A 22,703-nucleotide genomic window follows, 5' to 3' on the forward strand; every position below is an offset into this window, starting at 1 on the left:
GTGAATAAGTAAGCGCAACGCCTGTATCGCATCGGTAGCAGGTCTGAGCGTCTAGAGGCATCTTGACAATGCCCATTTGGATTCGGCTGTTGCTGAATCTGATGCGAGAATCTGCGTCTCTTCAGAGCGCAGAGTGTCAAAGAGAAACGCAGAGTATCAATGGGTGAAATAAAGCATTATGGAAGCTATAATCACTAATTTAATTACCTGGTTAGCAACAGGAATTGATTTTGTAACTGGTATTATATAGGTTTTGCTGCCTTTGAAGCCACAATTAAAACCATAATGCTCTATTTTCCCTATCGTAAAAACATGGATGATAGCAAAGAGCGAATTCGACTATCACTTGGTAAATCCCTGACTCTATCACTGGAATTTGCATTAGCGGCTGATATTTTGCGTAGTGTGATCGCCCCAACTTGGGATGAAATTGGTAAACTAGCTGCAATAATTGCTTTGCGGACTATTCTTAATTATTTCTTGAGCAAATAAATTGAGCAAGCAATAAATAAAAAAACTATGTTGAATCAGTGAATTTATACGAGTGATTAAATAAAATATGTAGGCTGGATTGCCAAAATATGAGTTTTTACTGAGTCTATGCTGCATTTTACTTTAGCACTTTCACTATAAAATTTTCATCAAACACTCAGTATCATTTAGGGTGAAAACGCGATACTTCAGATAACAAATTAATTAACTCAAATTAGCTGCTGAAAAGCAAAAGGTGGTGCGTGTTATGACAAGTCCAACCCAGGAAGAAATTAGATTAGAAGCAGCCAGGAATCATCAGGCAAAATGGCGGAAGTGGGGGCCATATTTAAGCGATCGCCAATGGGGAACGGTGCGAGAAGACTACAGTCCTAACGGCACTGCTTGGGACTATTTCACCCATGATCAAGCCCGTTCTCGTGCCTATCGCTGGGGTGAAGATGGGATAGCAGGAATTTCCGATGACCATCAACGGCTTTGTTTTGCTGTCACTCTCTGGAATGGAGAAGACCCAATTCTCAAAGAAAGATTCTTTGGTCTAACAGGAAGTGAAGGAAATCATGGAGAAGATGTTAAGGAATATTACTTTTATCTTGACAATACGCCCACCCATTCCTACATGAAAATGCTTTATAAATATCCCCAAAAAGCATTTCCTTACTCTCAGTTAATTGCAGAAAATAGAAATCGCAGTCGCCAAGAACCAGAATTTGAATTGTTAGATACAGGCATATTCGATGAAAATCGCTACTTTGATGTCTTCGTTGAATATGCCAAAAATTCAGATGAAGATATTCTGATTCAAATTCAAGTTATTAACCGAGGATCAGAACTCAAAACACTGCATTTATTACCTACTCTTTGGTTTAGGAATACTTGGTCTTGGAATCAAGAAGAAACTAAACCTAAACTTCAAGAAACTAATTTAGGTAATTCCCTAAATGTGATCGAAGCTTTTCATCAATCTTTAGGCAGAAGGTGGATGTACTGCGAGCAAGAAACAGAGTTTTTATTCACAGAAAACGAGACAAATTCTGAAAAACTGTTTGGAGTTCCCAATACTTATGCTTATGTAAAAGATGGAATTAACGACTACATTGTATATGCTCGAAAAGAGGCAGTTAATCCAGAGAAAATCGGTACAAAAGCAGCAGTACACTATTTGTTAACCATAAATCCAGGTGAAACCAAAATTATTCGATTGCGATTGAGCAATACAGCTAATTTAAATGAACCTTTTAGTCAAGAGTTCGATGAAATATTTACCAAACGCCAGCAAGAAGCAGATGAATTTTATCAACGCCTCACTCCCTTTTCACTCAGCGAAGATATGCTTCAGGTACAGCGCCAAGCCTTTGCCGGAATGCTATGGACTAAACAATTTTATTATTACGATGTGGAAAAATGGCTGAAGGGCGATTCTGCTACACTGACACCACCAACAGAACGTAAATATGGCAGAAATCGCGAATGGTTTCACCTCAACAATGAAGACATTATTTCTATGCCTGATAAGTGGGAATATCCCTGGTTTGCTGCATGGGATTTAGCATTTCATTGCATTCCTTTAGCGATGCTTGACCCGGATTTTGCCAAGAATCAACTGGATGTTTTAACACGGGAATGGTATATGCATCCTAACGGGCAAATCCCCGCTTATGAATGGCAATTTAGTGATGTCAATCCCCCTGTTCATGCTTGGGCAACTTGGCGCGTCTACAAGATTGAACAAAAAATGTATGGACGCACAGATAGACAATTTTTAGAGCGGGTTTTTCAGAAATTACTGCTGAATTTTACTTGGTGGGTAAATCGCAAAGATGCTGAAGGAAATAACGTCTTTCAAGGGGGATTTCTTGGTTTAGATAATATTGGTGTATTTGATCGCAGTGCTTCTCTACCCACGGGTGGACACATTGATCAATCAGATGGCACAAGTTGGATGGGAATGTATTGCTTGAATATGCTAGCAATCGCCTTAGAGTTAGCAATAACTAACCCAGTTTATGAAGACATTGCCACCAAATTTTTTGAGCATTTCCTTTATATTGCTGATGCGATGAATCATATTGGCAAAGAGAAAACTAACTTGTGGAATCAAGAAGATGGGTTTTACTATGATATATTGCATCTGCCTGATCGACAGATTACCTTGAAAGTCCGGTCAATGGTAGGGCTAATTCCTCTGTTTGCTATTGAAACTATTGATCCAGAGATATTAAATTTGCTTCCAGGTTTTAAGCAGAGATTAGAATGGTTTATTAAAAATCGTCCTGACTTGCGTCAAAATGTAGCTTGTATGGAAACAAAAGGTATAGGTGCTAGGAGATTATTAGCGATTGTTTCTAGAGATAAATTGCGGCAAATTCTGCAAAAAATGTTAGATGAAACTGAGTTTTTCGGAGACTATGGTATAAGAGCAGTTTCTCGATTCCATGCTGATCATCCCTACATTTTTGATGTCAATGGCTCACAATTTCGAGTGGATTATGAACCTGCTGAATCTAGTAGTGGTTTGTTTGGTGGTAATTCTAACTGGCGCGGTCCAGTTTGGTTTCCGGTGAATTTCCTTCTCATTGAATCCCTGCAAAAATTTTATTACTACTTGGGAGACGATTTCAAAGTTGAATGTCCTACAGGTTCTGGTCAAATGTTGACGCTTTGGGAAGTTGCATCTGAATTATCACAACGACTCATCAGAATTTTCTTAAGAAATTCCTCTGGTCAACGACCTGTTTATGGTGGAACTGAAAAGTTTCAAACTGATCCCCATTGGCGAGATTTGATTCTGTTTTATGAATATTTTCATGGTGATAATGGAGCAGGAATTGGGGCGAATCACCAAACTGGATGGACTGGTTTAGTCGCCAAGCTTATTCAGCAATTTGGTGAGTATGAAGGACAAAATCAAGAGATTGAGATAGAGAAGAAAAGTAAAGCGATCGCTCTAGGATAAAAACTCATCAATTCACGTTTTTACATCAGTAGAGCAGGCGAAAAGCCTGCATCTACAAATGATCACGATACACTTGGGTCATCATCAGGTTTCAGCTTCCGTAAAATCTCTTGAATTCGTTGTACCCTTTGTAGTCTATTTTGGGATTTAAAAACACTTAAAGCTTTTTCTAAAGATGTGATCGCTTCTTCTCGTTTACCAATTTCCCACAGCGCTTGAGCTAAATTAGTCAGTGCATCACCGTAAGCGGGATTAATTGCTAGTGCTTTATTATATTCTGCGATCGCTTCGTCCCATTGTTCTTGACTGGCAAACACAACTCCAATACCATTGTGTGCAAGGGCGTATTTAGAATCTAAACGAATTGCTTCTTGATATTGTTTAATAGCTTCGTCTTTTTTTTCTTGACGAAACAGAACATTTCCTAACTGAAAATATCCAAAAGCATCTTTGGGATACTTCTTGATAAATTTCCGTAAATTTTCTTCCGCACCAGGTAAATTACCTTGGTTCAATAAAGTATTTGCTATTTGAATTAGTTGCGATCGCTCTGTCTGTCCACTATCACCACCAGGAAATTGTGCTAGTCTTTGCTCCTGGGTGTGTTGTTTAGGATTACCAGAATAGCGTACCTGTGCAGAAACAAACTGCGATGTATTTGTGACGATCAAAATACCCAAACTCAAGTAACAAGCAGTTTGACCTAATCTCGATTGGAAAGGATTTTTTGGTTTCATCACGCAGTAATTTTTGATTACTTGGGATTTATATCTATAGTAAATAAATATTTTAACAATTTTCAAATACCAAAATTTCTACTTTTCTCTGTCTTCTCTGTATCTGTGCGGTGCAAATGTAGAGACGTAGCATTGCTATGTCTCTACTTTGCCTAAAATCGTAGTGTTTTTAAACGCGGAGGGACGCAGAGTATTTCTGCATAGAATTGGCTACAAATTAAGCGCCTTCTCGTAGCTTATCTAACACGCTTCTATCTTCTAATGTAGAAGTATCACCTGATACTTCTTGTCCGGCGGCTAAATTACGTAATAACCGCCGCATAATTTTACCAGAACGGGTTTTAGGTAAAGCGTCGGTGAAACGAATTTCTCCAGGACGAGCGATCGCACCAATTTCACTGACGACGTGTTTTTTCAATTCTTTATTCAGTTCTTCACTGGGGGTATTACCACCTTCTAGTGTCACAAAAGCTACTATATCTTCACCTTTGAGTTCATCTGGTTTACCTACCACCGCCGCTTCAGCTACTGCCGGATGGGAAACTAAGGCTGATTCGATTTCCATTGTCCCCAAACGATGCCCTGATACATTAATTACATCGTCAACTCGACCCATCACCCAGAAGTAGCCGTCTTCATCTCGTCTCGCGCCATCGCCTGCAAAATAAATGTACTTCCCGTCTTTGGGGGGAATGTGTTCCCAATAAGTCCGGCGGAAGCGCTCTGGATCGCCATATACTGTTCGCATCATTCCCGGCCAAGGATAGCGAACTGCCAAATAACCGCCTTCGTTGTCGCCAACAGAATTACCTTCCAAATCTACCACATCGGCAATAATTCCAGGGAAAGGACGAGTTGCTGAACCTGGTTTGGTGGGAATTGCTCCTGGAAGCGGTGTGATCATAATTCCACCAGTTTCAGTTTGCCACCATGTATCGACAATTGGACAGCGATCGCCACCAATCACTCTGTGATACCACATCCAAGCTTCCGGGTTAATTGGTTCGCCGACGGTTCCCAGCAAACGCAGAGAAGATAAATTTCTGGCTTTGGGTAAATGCTCACCCATTTTGATAAAAGCACGAATCGCTGTAGGTGCGGTATAAAAAATTGTCACACCATACTTTTCAATGACGTCCCACATACAACCAGGATTAGAAGAACGGGGCGCACCTTCATACATAACAGTGGTTGCGCCATTGGAAAGCGGCCCATAAACAATGTAGCTATGTCCAGTAATCCAACCGACATCTGCTGTACACCAATACACATCGGTATCTTGCAGATCAAAAATCCATTTGGTCGTCATGTGAGTATACAAATTGTATCCAGCAGTTGTATGCACAACGCCTTTTGGTTTGCCGGTACTACCAGAAGTGTAGAGAATAAACAGCATATCTTCGCTGTCCATTGGTTCGGCGGGACAATCTGCGCTCACACCCTTTTGTAAATCATGCCACCAATGGTCGCGTCCAGGTTCCATGTTAGTTTTTTGATGGGTACGCTGGACAACTAAGACGTTCTGCACAGTTGAGACTGTACCATCTGCTAAAGCTTTATCTACCTGTTCCTTGAGAGGGACAATCGCATCTTTACGCCAACCACCATCAGCAGTGATCACTAATTTTGCTTGGGCGTCAATTAATCGATCTCGTAAAGCTTCCGCACTAAAACCACCAAAGATCACACTGTGGGGTGCGCCAATTCTCGCACAGGCTAACATGGCGATCGCAGCTTCGGGAATCATCGGCATATAAATACCAATGCGATCGCCTTTCTGCACTCCCAATTGTTTCAGCACATTGGCAAATTGACAAACTTCCCGATGTAGCTGGGCGTAGGTGAGGGTGCGTGAGTCCCCTGGTTCTCCTTCCCAAATAATCGCGGCTTTATTTTTGCGCCAAGTAGTTAGGTGTCTGTCAAGACAGTTGTAAGAAATATTAATTTTACCGTTCACAAACCACTTCGCAAACGGTGGTTGCCAATCTAACACTTGATCCCACTTCGCAAACCAGTCTAATTCTTGTTCTGCCAATTCTGCCCAAAATTGTTCAGGATTGGCTTTGGCTTTTTCGTAAAGATGCTGATATTCTTCTAGGCTTTTGATATGGGCATTTTGGGAAAATTCTGGGTTAGGTGAGAATAAGCGTTTTTCTTGGAGGATTGATTCTATCGTTGGTTGAGACATAATCACTTCAATGGTGTTCTGCAAACTATTTTGTATGGAGATTTACCATAAGTGTTTTGATTTTCATGAAGATTGATGGAAAATGCAAGGATAAATAGAAAAGAGGGTAGGGATGTAAGAAGTCTGGATATGCAAACTGGTTAAAATAAACATAAATCAAGAGGGTACTGCTTATGTCTGAGCCTGGTACTATACAGATTATCTTTGATAAAAATTCAGACGCAGAAGTTTTCTTTCCTCCCGGCGATTTATGGAGTGACGAACCACCTTTGGAAAGTGATTTACACCGCGATCAAATCGAACTCTTAATTGGTATGCTCAAATTGTGGTGGCGAGAACGCCAGGATTTTTACGCTTCTGGCAACTTGACGGTTTACTATAGTCCCAACCAGAAAAAGTCAGAGGATTTTCGTGGCCCTGATTTTTTTGTGGTTTTGGGAACCGAGAAAAAAGACCGTAAAAGTTGGGTAGTCTGGCAAGAAGAAGGCAAATATCCTAACTTAATTATTGAAATTTTATCTGACTCTACTGCTGCTGTTGACAAAGGCTTTAAAAAACAACTTTATCAAGACACTTTTCGTACCCCTGATTATTTCTGGTTCGATCCTGTTACACAAGAATTGCAGGGATTTCACTTGCTTGATGGCAAATATCAAGAAATTCAACCCACTCCTGATGGTAAATTATGGAGTCAGCAACTAGAACTTTATTTGGGAGTGTATGAAGGCAAATTACGTTACTTTACACTTGAACAAAAGTTAATACCTTCTGCTGAAGAATTAGCGGAACAAGAAAAATTACGCGCCCAACAGGCCGAGGAACGTTTACAACAAACAGAGCAAGAATTATCTAGACTGCGCGAGATTTTACGCACTCAGGGAATAGATGCTGATCAGATTTAGTTTTACTCTTCAGTTTCGGCAAAATTTACTTTCTCGTAAATATCATTCAAACTAATTTGGAACTGGATAGAACTTAATTCTAAAATTGCCTCTGGGGATTCATACTCGGTTAATAACCATTTCTCATCAGGAGTTTTGGTGTACTGCATCAGATAATATCTGGCTTGGTCAATTAAGATATATTCTTTAAAGTCAGCAATTGATCGATAGTAGAGAAACTTATCGCCTTGATCGTAGTTTTTAGTTGATTTAGATAAAACTTCAACAATGAGCAACGGATTCATTACAGTTGTCGTACCCGTTCCCGTGTAGAGCGGTTCTCCTTGGATGAGCATCACATCAGGATAGGTGTATTGGCGATAACGAGGAATCCATAATTTGACATCGCCGATATAAATATCGTAATTTTGTCCTCTCAAGCCAAATTTGAGGTTAGAAGCAAAATTTAGGGCAATTTTATTATGATTTGTTGTCCCTCCTGTCATCGGGATGATTTCTCCGTCGCGATATTCACTTTTGTAGTTAGTTGTTTCCTCTAGTGCGAGATATTCTTCTGGGGTGTGGTAGCGTTTGGGGATTTGTACTTGCATAGATGATTAATACACTTCCTATTTCTACATGTTAAACAACCGCCGCCTCTACAACTGCACCCTGCATTTTTTCAAACGCATCAACTAGGGTTTGCAATTGTTGATCTGCTTTGAACACTCCTAAACCACGTACTGTGACTTTTCCTGGTGAATAAACAAAGCGAGATTTGAGATTTTCTGTTAAGTTATCTGCTAATAAATTCCAAGCAGGTTCTTCCATTGGAGTCTCTAAAACAACGTGTTGTTTTGCTTCTGGTTTAATCCGGCTAAAGCCTAATTTTTTAGCTAATCGTTTCAATTCCATTACTCGCAATAGTTGATTTGCAGGTTTGGGAATTGCACCGTAGCGATCGCTCCATTCGGCAGCAATTTGTGTTAATTCTTCTTTGGATTTAGCAGCAGCCACTGCACGATAAGCGCTCATCTTTTGATCAATATCGGGAATATAATCAGCAGGAATAAAGGCTGTGAGGTTGAGATCGATTTGAGTATCTTCAACTTTGGGTATTTCTTGTCCTCGGATTTCTCGTATCGCTTCTTCTAACATTTCCATGTATAAATCGAAGCCGATCGCTTCCATTTGTCCAGATTGCTCTGCACCTAACAAGTTACCAACACCGCGAATTTCCATATCCCGCATGGCTAATTGATACCCGGAACCCAACTGTGTAAATTCTTGGATAGCTCGTAATCGCTGGCGAGCAGCATCAGATAATGTGCGTTGTTTCGGGTAAAATAACCAAGCGTGAGCTTGAATTCCTGCGCGTCCTACCCGTCCTCGCAATTGATACAACTGTGCCAAACCAAAACGATGGGCATCTTCAATTAAAATTGTGTTGACGCGGGGAATATCTAAACCAGATTCAATAATCGTCGTACAAACCAAAATATCTGCTTCTGCATTGCTGAAGGAAAGCATGATCGATTCTAATTCGCTGGCTTCCATTTGTCCGTGAGCGATCGCAATTCTCGCCCCTGGAATCATTTCCCGCAACCCATCTGTTGTTTCTTCGATACCTTCAATCCGCGGTACAACATAAAATACTTGTCCACCTCTGTCGAGTTCTTGACGAATTGCACTACGGACTGTTTCGGGGTTTATGGGTGCGAGGTGAGTTTTAATTGGACGGCGGGATGGTGGCGGTGTAGCAATCAAACTCATTTCCCGGATACCTGATAAAGACATATATAAGGTGCGGGGAATGGGAGTGGCTGAGAGAGTCAGCACATCAACCAGAGTTTTCAAGCTTTTAATTTTTTCTTTTTGATTCACCCCAAACCGTTGTTCTTCATCTACCACCAACATTCCCAAGTCTTTGAAGTGTACATCTTTACCTAATAATTGATGCGTACCTACAACCACATCTAATTCACCACTTGCTAGGCGTTTTTGAATATCGCGCCGTTCTTGGGGACTACGGAAGCGGTTAAGTAAACCAATATTAATCGGGTAAGGGGCAAAGCGTTCTTTGAGAGTGTGATAGTGTTGCTGCGTTAGGATAGTAGTAGGCGCAAGGAGTGCAACTTGTTTTCCGGCGGTGACTGCTTTAAAAATAGCACGGATAGCCACCTCAGTTTTACCGAAACCAACATCGCCACATACTAAGCGATCCATCGGGCGATCGCTTTCCATGTCCCGTTTCACATCTTGTACAGCTTTTAGCTGGTCGGTTGTGGGTTGGTAGGGGAACGAATCTTCTAGTTCCTGCTGCCAAGGCATATCTACCGGATAGGCAAAACCTTTTTGTTGCGATCGCGCTGCATATAATTTCAGCAGGTCTACCGCCAATTTCTTGATGGCTTTGCGGACTTTGTTCTTGGTGTTTTCCCAAGCCTTACCAGTCATTTTATTGAGTTCTGGTGGCTTGTCGCTGGTGGTGCGAAGACGTGACAAAGCATTAACTTGATCAGCAGCTACCCGCAGCAAACCATCTGCATATTGCACTACTAAGTAATCACGAGTTTCGTAGTTAACTGTGAGACTTTCCAGTTTGAGGAATTTACCGACACCGTGGTTTCTGTGAACCACGTAATCACCGGGACGTAATTTGTTGGGGTCTACTTGTTTAGAAGCAGCTTTGCGACGTTTGCGGACATAACCAAAAGTTGCCAGAGTGTGCTGTCCGTAAAATTCCCGGTCAGTAACAACTACAGTCCGAAAAGTCGGCAGAATAAAACCTTCCAATTCTGCCAAACCGGAGTATTTGAAAGCAACTGGTACGTGATTAATTTGTAACTTGTCAATCGCCTGGTAATCGCGGGGATTAGGGATAAACTGAGCCGGACAATCGTGTTCTTGCAACAGCGAGACAGAACGGCTGGGTTGTGCCGAAATTAACCAAACCGAGAAATTGCGATCGCGTTCTTGTCTGAGAGTTTCGGCAATTTTGGCATAAGCGTGTGGCGTCGTTGAGAGTCTGCGACTAGCAAGGTTTATACCTTGATTTTCTTCAGCTATTTCTGATAGATATACTTTCTTAAAGGCTTGGGAAGCAGCTAAACAATTATCAAACCAACAATGAATTTTCGGTAAAGCGATTAAGGCTGCTTCTAAGGCTCGATCACCTTCGTCCTCATCTGCTCCCTGGCTGCCTAAAAGTAGCCACTGTTCCTCAGCATTTTCCACCCAGCGATCGCTATGAGCGTGACACTGTTCTGGCTCATCAATGGCAAGAAGTGTATTTGCTGGTAAATAATCTAACAATGAAGCTGGTTGTGTAAAAGCCAAACCTAAAAAGCGACGGCTACCTTCAAAAGAAGTCCCTGCTTCAAACTGTTCTTTTTCGACTGCGGAAAGATAAGTTTTGACATTTTCTAGCCTTTCTCCACTCAAAGCAGCCATCACCACAGGCGCAAAGCTAGTCGGGGTCAAAATTAATTGGTCAATTTTATCTAAAGCCGAACGTTGAGTTGTGGGGTCAAATTCTCGGATTTGCTCAATTTCATCACCAAACCACTCCAAACGGACTGGTAATTCAGAAGACACAGGGAACACGTCAACAATATCACCACGCCGACTCCACTGTCCCTCTGTTTCTACCAAAGCAACCCGTTCGTACCCCAGACTAGCTAGTTTTTCACTAAAACTACTTAAATCCAACTCCATCCCTTGTTTGAGCGTGAGACAGAAAGGAGCAAATGCGTCTGGTGGTGGTAGGTGGGGTTGTAAAGCGGCGTGAGTGGCGACGATTGCGAACTTCGCAGATGAGGACAAGGGGGACAATGGGGACAAGGGGGAATTTTTTTTCTTGTCTTCCCTCTCTTCCTTGTCTTCCCCCTCTCCCTTGTTTCCCTCTTTCCCTTGACTCTTTATCAAATCTGCTAAAACTTGCATTTGTCCCCAAGTCATTTCGGTTTCGGGGTCAAAAGGTTCGTAGGGAGATGCTTCAGATGTCGGGTAAAAATGTATCGTTTGCCATCCCATCGCCTCTAGTTGTGCTGTCCAGCGTCCGGCTTCCTCCAGAGTGGCACAGACCACAAACAAATTTTGTTCCTGAGTTTGAGCTAAAGCCGAAGCTACCAAGCCTTTTGGTAAGCGAGGAAGGCCATTTAAATGTAAATCTTTTTGCCGATTTAGCTTGGAGATAAATTCTGTGGTGAGCGGCGATCGCCCCAAAGCGCGCACAATGGAAGAAAATGCCATAACTTTTTAAACAAGTGGGAGTCGTTCTGACCAGCAATGCACAATCATAGCGTTGACTTTAACTATTTTAGAAATCTCAACGAGAATAGAGCCTTGCTGGAAAAATTAGGGATAAGGGATCAGGGATTGGGGATTGGCAATTAACTTGGCGGCAAAGACATGATCTCTCTATGTTAATAGGTGTTACTATGGCTTATTTTTTATTCTCTCGTTCTGGGCATTATTGCCCAGGGGTATCTTGCTTAAAAATATGTTAGTCCCTAGTACAATTACAACTGGACAATAGCTAATATACGGAAACAGTCTTTTTTTGTGACTAATCACTTATGAATAATAACTAATGACTCATTCGTCTATCAAATGCTTCGGGAGGTACATGAGTAATACATCCTTTTCTCTTGGTAGGCTTTAAACCCTACATAGTAAAGGATTTTTTCCCTATACCCTTACACCCTTATACCCTTACACCCCTAATTTTTGTAAGTGTTAAATGCCAGGTACTGATTTAAATTAAATTTAAGTATGGTTGCCGATAGCATCGGCAATTTTAAATAATGTCACCAACTGCGGAAATTTTACTTGTTTTATTACTAATCTTTGCCAACGCCCTATTTGTCATGTCAGAGTTGGCGATTGTCTCAGCTCGAAAAGTACGCCTCCAACAGATGGCCGAACGGGGAGATCAAAAGGCTCGTGTTGCTCTGGAACTCGCATCTTCTCCCAATCAATTCTTGGCTACTGTCCAGGTAGGAATCACTCTGCTAGCAATTTTATCAGGTGCTTTTGGCGAATCAGTCATATCCAAAAGACTAGTTCCTATTTTTAGTTCTATCCCTTTTTTGGTACAGTATAAAGATGCAGCGGCTTCTGTTATAGCGGTTTTAATTATTACCTATCTTACGTTAATTATTGGTGAATTGGTTCCCAAGCGAGTTGCATTAAACCACCCAGAACCGATTGCCTCTGTAGTTGCTATTCCCATGAAGCTATTAGCAACAATTGGCTCACCAATAGTTCATTTGCTCAGTATTTCCACTGACGCAGTATTGCGAATTTTAGGTATTAGACCGTCTACCGAACCACAAGTCACGGAAGAAGAAATCCGGGTTTTAATCGAGCAAGGTACAGAAGAGGGAACCTTTGAAGAAGCCGAACAAGATATGGTCGAGCGAGTATTTCGCTTAGGCGATCGCCCTGTCAGTTCGTTTATGACACCCCGTCCTGATATTGTCTGGTTAGACTTAGATGATTCTGCCACAGAAAATCGTCAAAAGGTGATTGAAAATGGTTATTCTCGGTATCCGGTTTGTCAAGGAGGATTAGACAATGTTCTCGGTATAATTGCTGTGACTGATTTATTAGCTCGGAGTTTGTGCGGAGAACAGCTAGATTTAACAGTCGGATTGCGAAAGGCTGAATTTGTGCCAGAAAGCAGCCGTGGCTTAAAGGTTTTAGAATTATTTAAACAAACTGCTACTCACATGGCGTTGGTGGTAGATGAATATGGTGTAATTCAGGGATTAGTTACTCTTAACGACGTGATGATTGAAATCGTTGGTGATGTTCCTACAGCCGATGAACTAGAAAATCCCCAAGCTGTACAACGGGAAGATGGTTCTTGGTTATTAGATGGAATGTTATCTGTAGAAGAATTTTTTGAAATGTTCGACCTTGAAGAATATCTCAGAATCCATCAACGCAATTATCAAACATTGGGTGGTTTTGTGATTACCCATCTCGGCCGAATTCCCGCAGCCGCAGATCACTTTGAATGGCAAGGAATGCGTTTTGAAGTCATGGATATGGATGGGAACCGCGTTGATAAAGTCTTGGTGATCCCAAAACAGATGCAAACAGCTGATCGGGAAGGAGATTAGGGGACACGGGGGACACGGGGGACAAGGGAGACAAGGGAGACAAGGGAGACAAGGGAGAATTATTTAACAAGTCTCTTCCCGATCCCCGATCCCCGATCCCCATTTTCAGGCTGTTTTGAAAAATCTAATGATCTCACGAACATGATCGAGAAATTGTCCGTCGGTAGAAAGTTGAGCGATCGCAGTCCTTGCTTCTCTTGCTAAACGTTCGTGTTCTGTTTGATTTGTGGCACGCAATTCTTCTAAGTTTGCAGAGATCCGAGCTAAATCTTTACGTGTTTCTTCTGATGAACGCTGCTGATTTGCTACTATAGAGAAAGAATTTTCCGGGTCTAGTTGTTCTTCTACACGCTTCATCCTGTCTTCCATCCCATCAAAGCGGTTGCGGAGTTCGACGATATCTTGGCGGGGATACTTCCATTCATTACCAATCGAAGTTAAGCGTGTATATAAATATTCATAAGCACTGATCGCTGGACGTAAACCTGTTAAGAGTAAAGCCGCACCAGAACCGAAATATCCGACAGCACTAATACCTTTGACAGCCAGAATATAAAGACCAATAGCTGAAATTAAGTGTAAAGCAATGGCAATTAAGAGCGATCGCTTTGCCAAACTCTTTACATAACTAACTTGTTTTTCATCAACAGGGATTTCTTTTTCCGTGGATTGTTCTGCTTCTGCTAATACTTCTTTCGCTTTAAAGTAGACATTCCAAGGTACTGTCACAATCACTAATAACCACCAAAAACTTGCACCCCCAATCACCCAATCCAAAAAGTTGCCAGAAGGTACATGAAACCATTGGAATATACTAAAAATTAGCAATACGGAAACTACAATTCCAATACTGGAACTGAGAAAAAAGTTAAAATACATTATGCTTTAGCTCCCATGAAGGTTTTTCCATCATGGCTTTGGATTAACACAGAAGCGTAAAAGCTTGTGATGGTTTTTAGAGTTACACACAATCTTGGGGATCGGGAAATCGTTGGTATTACCAATTACCAATTACAGCATTTCATTAATTCGTAGCGAATAATAATTAAGTTACTTTCCGGCTAATATATTGAATTTTTACATAAAACTAGGGTAATCCGTAGATATTTGCAGAATTACCCTGATTTTAATTGCCGATGAAATAAAAATACTGACACATTTTGGCATACCCTCCGTTGCTTTATCGATTGCTTGAGCCTAGTTGCCTTTATGGATTAGTTGTAGGCTTTAAAAATAGCCATGCTACAAAAAATGTAGCTGCTGTGAATAATTGCGTCAAATCCAATGCAGATAGATATCCATCTGCAAAAGAAGCAATACTTCTATCTGTAATGCCAAACAACCAAGACGAAATGCCAAACAGCCAAATTCCATTCTTAAGATTGCCAACAAATTCCTTGGGTTCAGAAGGTTGCTGGTTATTCATGCTTCAATGTCTCCGTTAGTTAAAAAATGGGCAAAAAATCTGCATATCTACGAAAACTCACTAGTAGCTTAGTTCGCTACTAGTGGAATAAACATGTGATTTACATGTGCCGATTGTTCCTGCCTACTATTAATTTCTGTATAACTATATTAATAAATATTTTAAGGTATTGACATAACTATCCAAAGGTACATTGTGAGGAAACTATGTCAAAAGCGAAAATCTAACAGGTAAAGGAGTTTTGATTAACAGAGATTGAGACAATACATCCCCTCATAGGTGTAGAAAAAATATTCTCCATGTCCCCCTTCCCTTCTTCCCCGTTTCCCTCTGTCTCCGTGTCCCCGTTTCCCCCTTCCCTTCTCCCCCACCACCAAGCCCCGAAAAATAAAACTTTATACTTGAATAAGAAAGAGTAGTTTTCAATTAGGAGGGGAGAGCAATGGCTCCCAATCCCGCCATCATGCAGGCTGTAGAACGATTGGGTTATCGTGTCACGGTAGGCGATGTGGCAACCCAAGCAGGATTAAATGTCGAAATTGCAAGTGCTGGATTATTGGCACTTGCATCTGAAGCGAATGGACATATGCAGGTTGCGGAATCAGGCGATATTGTTTACCTTTTTCCGCGCAATTTTCGAGATATCTTACGCAACAAATACTTGCGGCTACAGTTGCAGGAGTGGTGGCAAAAAGTTTGGAGTGTTCTGTTTTATATAATTCGGATTTCTTTTGGCGTTTTACTGATAGCTTCTATCGCCTTAATTTATATCACCATCCTTGTGATTATTATGTCTGCTAACTCAGATCGTGATAGTGGCGATCGCGGTGGTGATTTTGGCGTAGGCTTTTTCTATTTTCCTGACTTATTTTGGTATTTCAGCCCCAACTACGATAGCTATAATCAAGAACGACGAAGGGAACGCAGACAAAGCGATCTGAACTTTTTGGAAGCAGTATTTTCGTTTCTGTTTGGTGATGGGAACCCCAACGCCAACTTAGAAAAACGTCGCTGGAAGGGAATTGCGGCAATAATTCGCAAAAATAAAAATGCAGTGGTAGCTGAACAAATAGCTCCCTACCTTGATGATATTGGTGAGACATATCAACAAGAGTATGAAGATTATATGCTGCCAGTATTGACTCGCTTTAATGGTCGGCCAGAAGTCAGTCCAGAAGGGCAAATCGTGTACTATTTTCCAGATTTACAAGTTAGTGCAACAAATAAACGCGATCGCTCAATTTCATCTTATCTCGAAGAGTTACCCTGGCGTTTTAGTGCAGCTTCATCAGGACAAATTCTTCTCAGTGCTGGGTTGGGTGTAGTAAATATCGTTGGTGCTTTAATTCTGGGAAGTTTGTTAAGAGATGGTACAGCAGCAGCAGTCTTAGGCGGACTAGTAGCATTTGCTCAAGGGATTTACTGGCTGCTGTTAGCTTATGGTATCGGTTTCTTGGGAATACCATTGGTGCGTTATTTCTGGCTTCAATGGCGTAATCGTAAAATAGCCGAACGCAACCGCACCAGACAAGCACGAGCCAAAGTATTAGCAAGTGCAGATACTCAATTACAACAAAAAATTGACTATGCAGGACAGTTTGCAGCCGAAAAATTTATTGGTAAAGAAGATTTGGTCTACTCCACCGAAACCGACTTGCTAGAACAAGAAGTTGAACATAGCAAGCAAATTGACGCAGAATGGCAAAAGCGTCTTGAGGAAGGAAGCAGGGAAGATGATTAGAGGGGTGGGAAAGGGGACACAGGGGACAAGGGGAGCCACTGCGCCCTTGCGGGTCCCCCGCGTTGTAGCACGTGGCGTGGACAAGGGAGAATAATTTTTGACTTTTGGCTTTTGACTTTTAACTTGTTACGCCCTAGTCCATTGTGAAAAGGGGTTTTTGACTAAATTACTGTTGAAATATTTGGGATCTTCTGAAACTTCTTCAGCAATCCAAGGTGGTAATTCTATTTGTTGCGTTTCTTCGCTGAGTTCGACTTCTGCTAAGATTAGCCCTTTGTTAACACCTTCAAACTCGTCTATTTCCCAAATCAAACTACCATACTCAATTTTGTATCTAGTTTTTTCAATAATGGGGCGATTGCATAACTTATCCAGCATTTCCTGAGCATCTTCAATCGGAATTGGATACTCAAACTCAGACCTAGAATATTTAATACTGGGGCCTTTTATCGTTAAATAAGCTTGGTTGCCTACTATACGAACACGTACAGTAGCTTCTTTTTGTGTAGCTATGTATCCCTGACGATATACACTACCCTTAGCTATTTTTCTCCAATTATCTCCTCTAACTAAAAATTTACGCTCTATTTCTTTCGCCATTGTTACCCCTTGATTTAGTTGATATTGGGTTAAACACTATAGAATTCTATTTGATTTTGAAAAAAACTGTACTGAGTTTTTTTTGCAAAAATCAAATAGGAATCCTCTATATATTTCATATTTGTTTACATATTGTTTCTGGAATTATATTTAGCTATCCAGTATTCATATGTAAGCTTAAGTTTTTTGAAAATTGCTTAGGTCTTACGTTATAAAGTGCATAAATTGATTTAGTTGCACCCAATCATAATTTAAGTAATTTTTGAGAAAAGTTGAAGTGTTCCCAAACATTGACATTGGCAAGACAAAATTGTGCTACCAAACCCTACTTTGTAAAGGAGAAATTGTATGTCGAAGAATATGGAGGATGTATTTGTAGATGTTGTAGATAATAAACCCAAATCAGTAGTTCAAAAATATCTACAAAATCCCTTTTCTATTGCATGGTCAAAATTGGCTACATTAACACAATCTGTCCGTAGCCGCACAGCAGAAGCACAGGAAGACGATCAATCCGAAGAAGATAGACCAGATTTCACCCAAGATCGATGTTTATACCGTCCCTTCACTGACCGCATCGATCCATCGCTTTACTACGCCATCTTTTTTCCTCACCAACGTTTATAAGTAAGTCGGCGTCAAAAATTCAATGTTTGTAGTAAGCGCTGTCTTCGCTATAGACGCGGAGCGGCTTCAAGGCAGAGTAGCGCTTACTACGAGATCATTTAAGATGGACTTTGACTATTTATATTATACGGCAAATTGCCGTATAAAAAAACTGAGCAAAAAGTTGTAAACAAGGCTATTATTCCCACTCAGGATTGCGGTATAACTAAAGGCAGCATCACTGTAAATGTTGTACCCACTCCTATTTCACTGTTAACTGTAATATCGCCTCCATGAGCCTCCAAGCACTTTTTCACAATCGCTAACCCCAAACCAGTACCAGGAATTGAGCCAACATTATTAGCACGATAGAAAGGTTGAAAAAGTTGTTTTTGGTCTTCTAAAGGAATACCAATTCCTTCATCTTTGATTTTGAAAATGACAGCTTTATTTTTAAATCTCAGTTCAAAATAAACAATACTATCTGGATGTGAATATTTAATAGCATTGCTAAGTAAATTTCCTAAAATATGGCGTAGTAAATTTTCATCGCTTAATGCTTCGGTTGGTTTTCCAGTAGTTGTAAATACAATTGTAATATGTTTATCGGCTGCAATTAATTGCGCTTCTTCAACCAGTTGCCAACATAAATCTTGTAAATTGAGCAAAGAAAATTCTCGCTCAAGTCTACCGGAATCAGCTTTACCCAATAGGGAAACTTCATCCAATAGCTGTGACATATTTTTAATAGCAGAACGAATTAATTTGTAATGAGTTAATTTTTTTTCTTGAGATAGTTTGTCACCACTATTTTGTAATAAGCCCGCCGCCAGCAAGATTGTATTTAAGGGATTACGGATATCGTGAGACAGCATAGAAACAAATTCAGATTTAAACTGATTGAGTTCTTGGGCTTTGACTAACTCTGCTGTTCTTTCTTCTACCCGAATTTCTAAAGCATGATTGACTGCGCGTAATGATTCTAAAGTTTGCTTACGCTCGATCGCATATTTTAAAGCACGAATCAATACTTCTACATTTACCTGTCGCTTGACAAGATAATCTTGCGCTCCTTTGCGTACCGCTTCTAAGGCCAGTTTCTCATCATTAGTATTTGTTAATACAACGATTGGTACAGTAGGAGCTTGACTCATCAAAGGTGCAAGGGAAGTCAATCCTTGACTATCTGGTAAAGTCAAGTCCAACAAAATCACATCAAAATTACAGCTAATCTCATTACAATTACTGAGTAAGGACAATGCATCACCTAATCTCTTGACATTCAGCAAAGTAAACTCATGAGACTGGGCTTGCTTCAGAAACTCTTGTAACAATCTAGCTTCCGCCAAATTGTCCTCAATCAATAAAATTTTGATTGAGTTTGCAATCATAGTGGGAATGGGGAATTGGGGAATGGGGAATTGGGGAATGGGGATTGGGGATTGGGGATTGGGGATTGGGGATTGGGATCGGGGGTCGGAGAATGGGGAAAGAGGAAGGGACATGGAGGACATGAAAAGGGAGAATTCTTTAACAAGTCTCTTCCTAATACCCGATCCCCGATCCCCGATCCCTGATCCCCAATCCCCTACTCCGATGGTAAAGTGACGGTAGATAACCAAAAGTCTTCTATACCTTTGACGATTTGGAATAGTTGACTGAGGTTACGGGATTTGGTGATGTAGCAGTTCACATGTAAGTCATAGCTATGAAAAATATCTTCCTCATTGTGGGATGTTGTCAGCACGACTACAGGAATACGTTTCAGTCTGGGATCGGTTTTAATCTCCGCCAGAACTTCTCTACCGTCTTTTTTGGGTAGGTTCAAATCTAGGAGGATCAAGTCAGGGCGGGGTGCATCTGCATACTCGCCCTCTTGGCGCAAATAAGCCATAGCATCCATACCATCCCTCACAGTAATTATCTGATGCGGTATCATGCTATGCTTCAAAGCTTCTTGAATCAGACGGATGTCGGCTTTATTATCTTCGACCAAAAATATTGTTTTGTGCTTTTCGTCCGCTTCTGCGCTCACGATCGCGTCCTCCCACGGGAATAGTAAAGTAGAATGTTGCACCCTCACCAAGTTGTGATTCTACCCAGATTCGTCCCCGATGGCACTCGATAATTTTCTTACAGATGGCTAAACCCATACCGGTACCTGGGTACTCATCGCGTGTGTGTAGGCGTTGAAAGATGACGAAAATGCGATCGCTAAACTGTGGATCAAGACCAATACCATTATCCCGGACTGAAAATAACCATTCTTCCTCTAAGCGAGAAGCACCGATATGAATTTCTGGTGCTTTATCGCTGCGGAACTTGATCGCGTTTCCAATTAAATTTAGGAACAATTGCATCAACTGAGTACCATCAGCCATGACAGTTGGTAAATCATCATGGGTAATCACAGCGCCTGTTTCACTGATGCGTTTCCGCAAATTAGTTAGGGCGCGTTCTAAAGCTGTTTCAACGTCCGTCAGTTCAAATTCGATCGCTTGCATATCTACTTTCGAGTATGCTAGCACATCATCTATTAACGTCTGCATCAAGCTGACTCCCTCAACGGCAAAAGTAATAAATTCTTTTGCATCTTCGTCGAGTAATTGTTCATAGCGCATCTCTAGTAGTTGCACATAGTTTGCTACCTGGTTTAGTGGTTCTTGTAAATCGTGAGAAGCGACGTAGGCAAATTTTTTCAATTCTGCGTTAGAAAGTTCTAAATCATGGGCTAACTGTGCTAATTCATCTGCTTGGCGCAATACAATATTGACTATTGCTTTTCGCAATTCTAATGCAGCTTTCACTTCCACTGATTGCCAGCGTAGAGAAGTTAAGCGAACCGTTTCTTTCCACAATTCAAAAGATTTACGCGGACACAAACGCGTATTTCCATCTGAAGTATTTACCTCAAATGCTCGATTTGGATCGCCACCCCAATTCACAGTTTGAATCACTTCTGGGCGGAACCATAACACATAATTCTGTTTAGAAATGGGAATTGCTAATAATCCACTAGCAACATTTTTAAAGTTTTGGGCATCTGGATAAAGACTTGGCAAAGAATCAGTATAGAAGACTTCTTCTTCAACATTATTCTTGAGCCATTGGACTAAGAAATTTAATTCTTCTTCTTTGGGAGTTTCACCAATTAAAGTGTAATTACCACCAAAACAGATCGCTGCACCTTGAGCATTAGCTAAATCTAGTATGTTTGGTTGATGTTTAACTAACCCATCAATAAAGTTTTCTTCTTGGGACATATATTCAACCAATGATGATTGGATATACGTCAGCCGCATCCGATAGTCATAATCTTCTGTTTCTTCTCGATCTGCAAGTTCGGAAAAAATTACTCTTCCCAAGAATTCGCAAGCTTTTCGCATCTCATAGGAAACATATTTAGGTGTCTGATGGTGACAAGCAATTAATCCCCAAAGTAGTCCTTCTTTAATCAAAGAAATAGTCAAAGAAGCACCAACACCCATATTATGTAAATATTCAATGTGGCATGAATAGGGACTTCTGAGAATCGAATTTGTGAAATCTGGGCGACGTTGGCTGATTGGATTAATAGGAGGAAAAATTGCTACAGGTTCAGCATGAGTGTCTGGAATTATCCTAATCCAATTAGAAGCAAATAATTTTCTTGCTGGTCTAGGAATATCTGACTCTGGATAATGTAAACCCAGATAAGATTCCATAGTTGCTAATTTTTCTTCAGCAATTACAGAGCCATGCCCATCATCATCAAATTTATATAACATGACTCGGTCAAATCCTGTGACTTTTCGGACTTCTTGCACAAGAATTTGACAGAAGTCGTGGAGATTTCCTGTTTCTTCTAATTTATTAATAGATGCTCTGGCTAAATGATAGAAACTTAAAAACGGAATATTTTCCTGAGAAAAGGCTATTTCCAATTCCAAAATCAAAAATCCGTCTGTGTTGCGGTGAAAAATACCATCAAATACTACATATTCATCACCTTTAACTCTTGCCCAAATTTTTGTAGGATTGATCATATCTAGACTTTCTTGTAAAAGTCCAGCTTTGATTTTCTCTATTTGGAAAGGATCAAGTAAATCTTCTAATTTTTTTTGCAGCATATTTTCAGGAGTAATCCCAAAAACCTCATAGGTATTACTGCTGACTTGCAAAATATTTAACTCTGGTTCTTCCAGAACTAAAAGCACTCCGTGGGGTTGAATTTGACTAATCGTATGAATTGATGGTTCTTTTAAACTTGTTAAGTTTATATTTTGCAATTCAAATTCCATTACCATCACGATTCTCCTGTTTTCTTGCTGTTATCAGTTATCAGTTCACTGATTTGATTTCCTAACCCTAGTACTCTGTCAAATGTAAATTGTGCGCGAACAGTCTTTATTTTTTAAGTACTAAAGTGCTTACTACAAACTATTAGTTATTGGACTCTTGACTCTACGAGGGGATTTAATAAATTAATTTTTGTAACTTATCTTTTAATCGCAGTATAGTGAGAGCCAGACATAAAAGATGACAATCTTCCTCAATTTATCAAGACAGAAGCTTTTACTTGAACAATATACCTTTGAATTCTTTGCTTACTTTTAATAACACTTCCCAATTGACATTGCGTTCTCAGTCTAACAAGCTAAACAAAAGTCATCAGCTAAAAAATATTAAAAGTAGTTTATTCTTACCTCTATACAATGTGTATCTTGATTAAGATTTAGGAACTTTTATGTGCATGATTAATTATTTGTTGCTTGTCAAAGCATGAATACAAATGCACATGTAATAACCATCTATATACATCTGGGTCAATACGGTTCAGTTAAGAAGAAATGTAGGTTGGGTTGAGTGCAAGCGAAACCCAACAAAGCCTTGATAATGTTGGGTTACTCTGCGAGAAGCCGCGCAGGGCGCGTCTACGTTCCTCAACCCAACCTACGCTAGTTTT

Annotated in this window: 16 protein-coding genes; 6 read left to right on the plus strand and 10 right to left on the minus strand. The window is 40.5% G+C overall.

The annotated features are described in order from the left end of the window. Window positions 1–312 precede the first annotated feature (312 nt). On the plus strand, window positions 313–492 hold the full coding sequence (locus ACE1AT_RS11760) for a DUF1622 domain-containing protein (RefSeq protein ID WP_374868430.1): 180 nt from the start codon (window positions 313–315) through the stop codon (window positions 490–492). A 247-nt stretch (window positions 493–739) separates the two neighbouring features. Then, window positions 740–3,448 carry a glucosidase gene (locus ACE1AT_RS11765; protein WP_374868432.1) on the plus strand — a complete coding sequence of 903 codons (2,709 nt, stop codon included), beginning with the start codon at window positions 740–742 and terminating at the stop codon, window positions 3,446–3,448. A gap of 62 nt (window positions 3,449–3,510) precedes the next feature. Here ACE1AT_RS11765 and ACE1AT_RS11770 read toward each other — a convergent pair whose 3' ends face one another. After that, entirely contained in the window at window positions 3,511–4,185 is a 675-nt protein-coding gene (locus ACE1AT_RS11770; protein WP_374868460.1) for a tetratricopeptide repeat protein, read from the minus strand. 217 nt (window positions 4,186–4,402) lie between these two features. After that, the gene (gene acs / locus ACE1AT_RS11775; protein WP_374868434.1) at window positions 4,403–6,373 is read right to left on the minus strand and encodes an acetate--CoA ligase; all 1,971 of its coding nucleotides are present in this window, start codon (window positions 6,371–6,373) and stop codon (window positions 4,403–4,405) included. 173 nt (window positions 6,374–6,546) lie between these two features. Here acs and ACE1AT_RS11780 point away from each other — a divergent pair, with 173 nt between their 5' ends. Beyond that, window positions 6,547–7,275, plus strand: coding sequence for a Uma2 family endonuclease (locus tag ACE1AT_RS11780; RefSeq protein WP_374868436.1), 729 nt, complete (start codon window positions 6,547–6,549; stop codon window positions 7,273–7,275). A gap of 2 nt (window positions 7,276–7,277) precedes the next feature. Here the strand turns inward: ACE1AT_RS11780 and ACE1AT_RS11785 are convergent, their stop codons facing one another. Further along, window positions 7,278–7,865 (minus strand): Uma2 family endonuclease, encoded by a 588-nt coding sequence (locus ACE1AT_RS11785; protein WP_374868438.1) that lies wholly within the window; start codon window positions 7,863–7,865, stop codon window positions 7,278–7,280. Between the two features lie 31 nt (window positions 7,866–7,896). Then, entirely contained in the window at window positions 7,897–11,508 is a 3,612-nt protein-coding gene (gene mfd, locus ACE1AT_RS11790) for a transcription-repair coupling factor (RefSeq protein WP_374868440.1), read from the minus strand. Between the two features lie 554 nt (window positions 11,509–12,062). Here mfd and ACE1AT_RS11795 point away from each other — a divergent pair. Beyond that, window positions 12,063–13,385 (plus strand): hemolysin family protein, encoded by a 1,323-nt coding sequence (locus ACE1AT_RS11795; protein WP_374868442.1) that lies wholly within the window; start codon window positions 12,063–12,065, stop codon window positions 13,383–13,385. Window positions 13,386–13,490: 105 nt separating this feature from the next. Here the strand turns inward: ACE1AT_RS11795 and ACE1AT_RS11800 are convergent, their stop codons facing one another. Both ACE1AT_RS11800 and ACE1AT_RS11805 read right to left on the minus strand, forming a co-directional pair. Continuing rightward, on the minus strand, window positions 13,491–14,264 hold the full coding sequence (locus ACE1AT_RS11800) for a hypothetical protein (protein WP_374868444.1): 774 nt from the start codon (window positions 14,262–14,264) through the stop codon (window positions 13,491–13,493). Between the two features lie 328 nt (window positions 14,265–14,592). Then, window positions 14,593–14,811, minus strand: coding sequence for a hypothetical protein (locus tag ACE1AT_RS11805; protein WP_374868446.1), 219 nt, complete (start codon window positions 14,809–14,811; stop codon window positions 14,593–14,595). A gap of 442 nt (window positions 14,812–15,253) precedes the next feature. Between ACE1AT_RS11805 and ACE1AT_RS11810 the strand changes: the two genes are divergently transcribed. After that, on the plus strand, window positions 15,254–16,552 hold the full coding sequence (locus ACE1AT_RS11810; RefSeq protein ID WP_374868448.1) for a hypothetical protein: 1,299 nt from the start codon (window positions 15,254–15,256) through the stop codon (window positions 16,550–16,552). A gap of 126 nt (window positions 16,553–16,678) precedes the next feature. On the opposite strand, the gene ACE1AT_RS11815 is transcribed toward ACE1AT_RS11810, so the two are convergent. After that, on the minus strand, window positions 16,679–17,152 hold the full coding sequence (locus tag ACE1AT_RS11815) for a CYTH domain-containing protein (protein ID WP_374868450.1): 474 nt from the start codon (window positions 17,150–17,152) through the stop codon (window positions 16,679–16,681). 348 nt (window positions 17,153–17,500) lie between these two features. Here ACE1AT_RS11815 and ACE1AT_RS11820 point away from each other — a divergent pair, with 348 nt between their 5' ends. Further along, window positions 17,501–17,779: a hypothetical protein gene (locus ACE1AT_RS11820; protein ID WP_374868452.1), complete on the plus strand. Its 279-nt coding sequence runs from the start codon at window positions 17,501–17,503 to the stop codon at window positions 17,777–17,779. Window positions 17,780–17,967: 188 nt separating this feature from the next. Here the strand turns inward: ACE1AT_RS11820 and ACE1AT_RS11825 are convergent, their stop codons facing one another. The 3 genes from ACE1AT_RS11825 to ACE1AT_RS11835 all read right to left on the minus strand — a co-directional run bounded on the left by ACE1AT_RS11825 (window position 17,968) and on the right by ACE1AT_RS11835 (window position 22,044). Next, entirely contained in the window at window positions 17,968–19,149 is a 1,182-nt protein-coding gene (locus ACE1AT_RS11825; protein ID WP_374868454.1) for an ATP-binding protein, read from the minus strand. A 197-nt stretch (window positions 19,150–19,346) separates the two neighbouring features. Then, window positions 19,347–19,793 carry a response regulator gene (locus ACE1AT_RS11830; RefSeq protein WP_374868456.1) on the minus strand — a complete coding sequence of 149 codons (447 nt, stop codon included), beginning with the start codon at window positions 19,791–19,793 and terminating at the stop codon, window positions 19,347–19,349. After that, entirely contained in the window at window positions 19,741–22,044 is a 2,304-nt protein-coding gene (locus ACE1AT_RS11835; RefSeq protein ID WP_374868458.1) for an ATP-binding protein, read from the minus strand. Before ACE1AT_RS11835 ends, ACE1AT_RS11830 begins: the two co-directional genes overlap by 53 nt. Window positions 22,045–22,703 lie beyond the last annotated feature (659 nt).

It is taken from the genome of Pelatocladus sp. BLCC-F211 (assembly GCF_041928655.1).
Taxonomy (GTDB): domain Bacteria; phylum Cyanobacteriota; class Cyanobacteriia; order Cyanobacteriales; family Nostocaceae; genus Pelatocladus.

Coding starts and splice junctions, on each gene's coding strand:
- ACE1AT_RS11760 (WP_374868430.1), top strand. CDS start 313: ATGGATGATAGCAAAGAGCGAATTCGACTATCACTTGGTAAATCCCTG.
- ACE1AT_RS11810 (WP_374868448.1), top strand. CDS start 15,254: ATGGCTCCCAATCCCGCCATCATGCAGGCTGTAGAACGATTGGGTTAT.
- ACE1AT_RS11770 (WP_374868460.1), bottom strand. CDS start 4,185: ATGAAACCAAAAAATCCTTTCCAATCGAGATTAGGTCAAACTGCTTGT.
- ACE1AT_RS11835 (WP_374868458.1), bottom strand. CDS start 22,044: ATGGTAATGGAATTTGAATTGCAAAATATAAACTTAACAAGTTTAAAA.
- ACE1AT_RS11765 (WP_374868432.1), top strand. CDS start 740: ATGACAAGTCCAACCCAGGAAGAAATTAGATTAGAAGCAGCCAGGAAT.
- mfd (WP_374868440.1), bottom strand. CDS start 11,508: ATGGCATTTTCTTCCATTGTGCGCGCTTTGGGGCGATCGCCGCTCACC.
- ACE1AT_RS11780 (WP_374868436.1), top strand. CDS start 6,547: ATGTCTGAGCCTGGTACTATACAGATTATCTTTGATAAAAATTCAGAC.
- ACE1AT_RS11795 (WP_374868442.1), top strand. CDS start 12,063: ATGTCACCAACTGCGGAAATTTTACTTGTTTTATTACTAATCTTTGCC.
- acs (WP_374868434.1), bottom strand. CDS start 6,373: ATGTCTCAACCAACGATAGAATCAATCCTCCAAGAAAAACGCTTATTC.
- ACE1AT_RS11800 (WP_374868444.1), bottom strand. CDS start 14,264: ATGTATTTTAACTTTTTTCTCAGTTCCAGTATTGGAATTGTAGTTTCC.
- ACE1AT_RS11825 (WP_374868454.1), bottom strand. CDS start 19,149: ATGATTGCAAACTCAATCAAAATTTTATTGATTGAGGACAATTTGGCG.
- ACE1AT_RS11815 (WP_374868450.1), bottom strand. CDS start 17,152: ATGGCGAAAGAAATAGAGCGTAAATTTTTAGTTAGAGGAGATAATTGG.
- ACE1AT_RS11805 (WP_374868446.1), bottom strand. CDS start 14,811: ATGAATAACCAGCAACCTTCTGAACCCAAGGAATTTGTTGGCAATCTT.
- ACE1AT_RS11820 (WP_374868452.1), top strand. CDS start 17,501: ATGTCGAAGAATATGGAGGATGTATTTGTAGATGTTGTAGATAATAAA.
- ACE1AT_RS11785 (WP_374868438.1), bottom strand. CDS start 7,865: ATGCAAGTACAAATCCCCAAACGCTACCACACCCCAGAAGAATATCTC.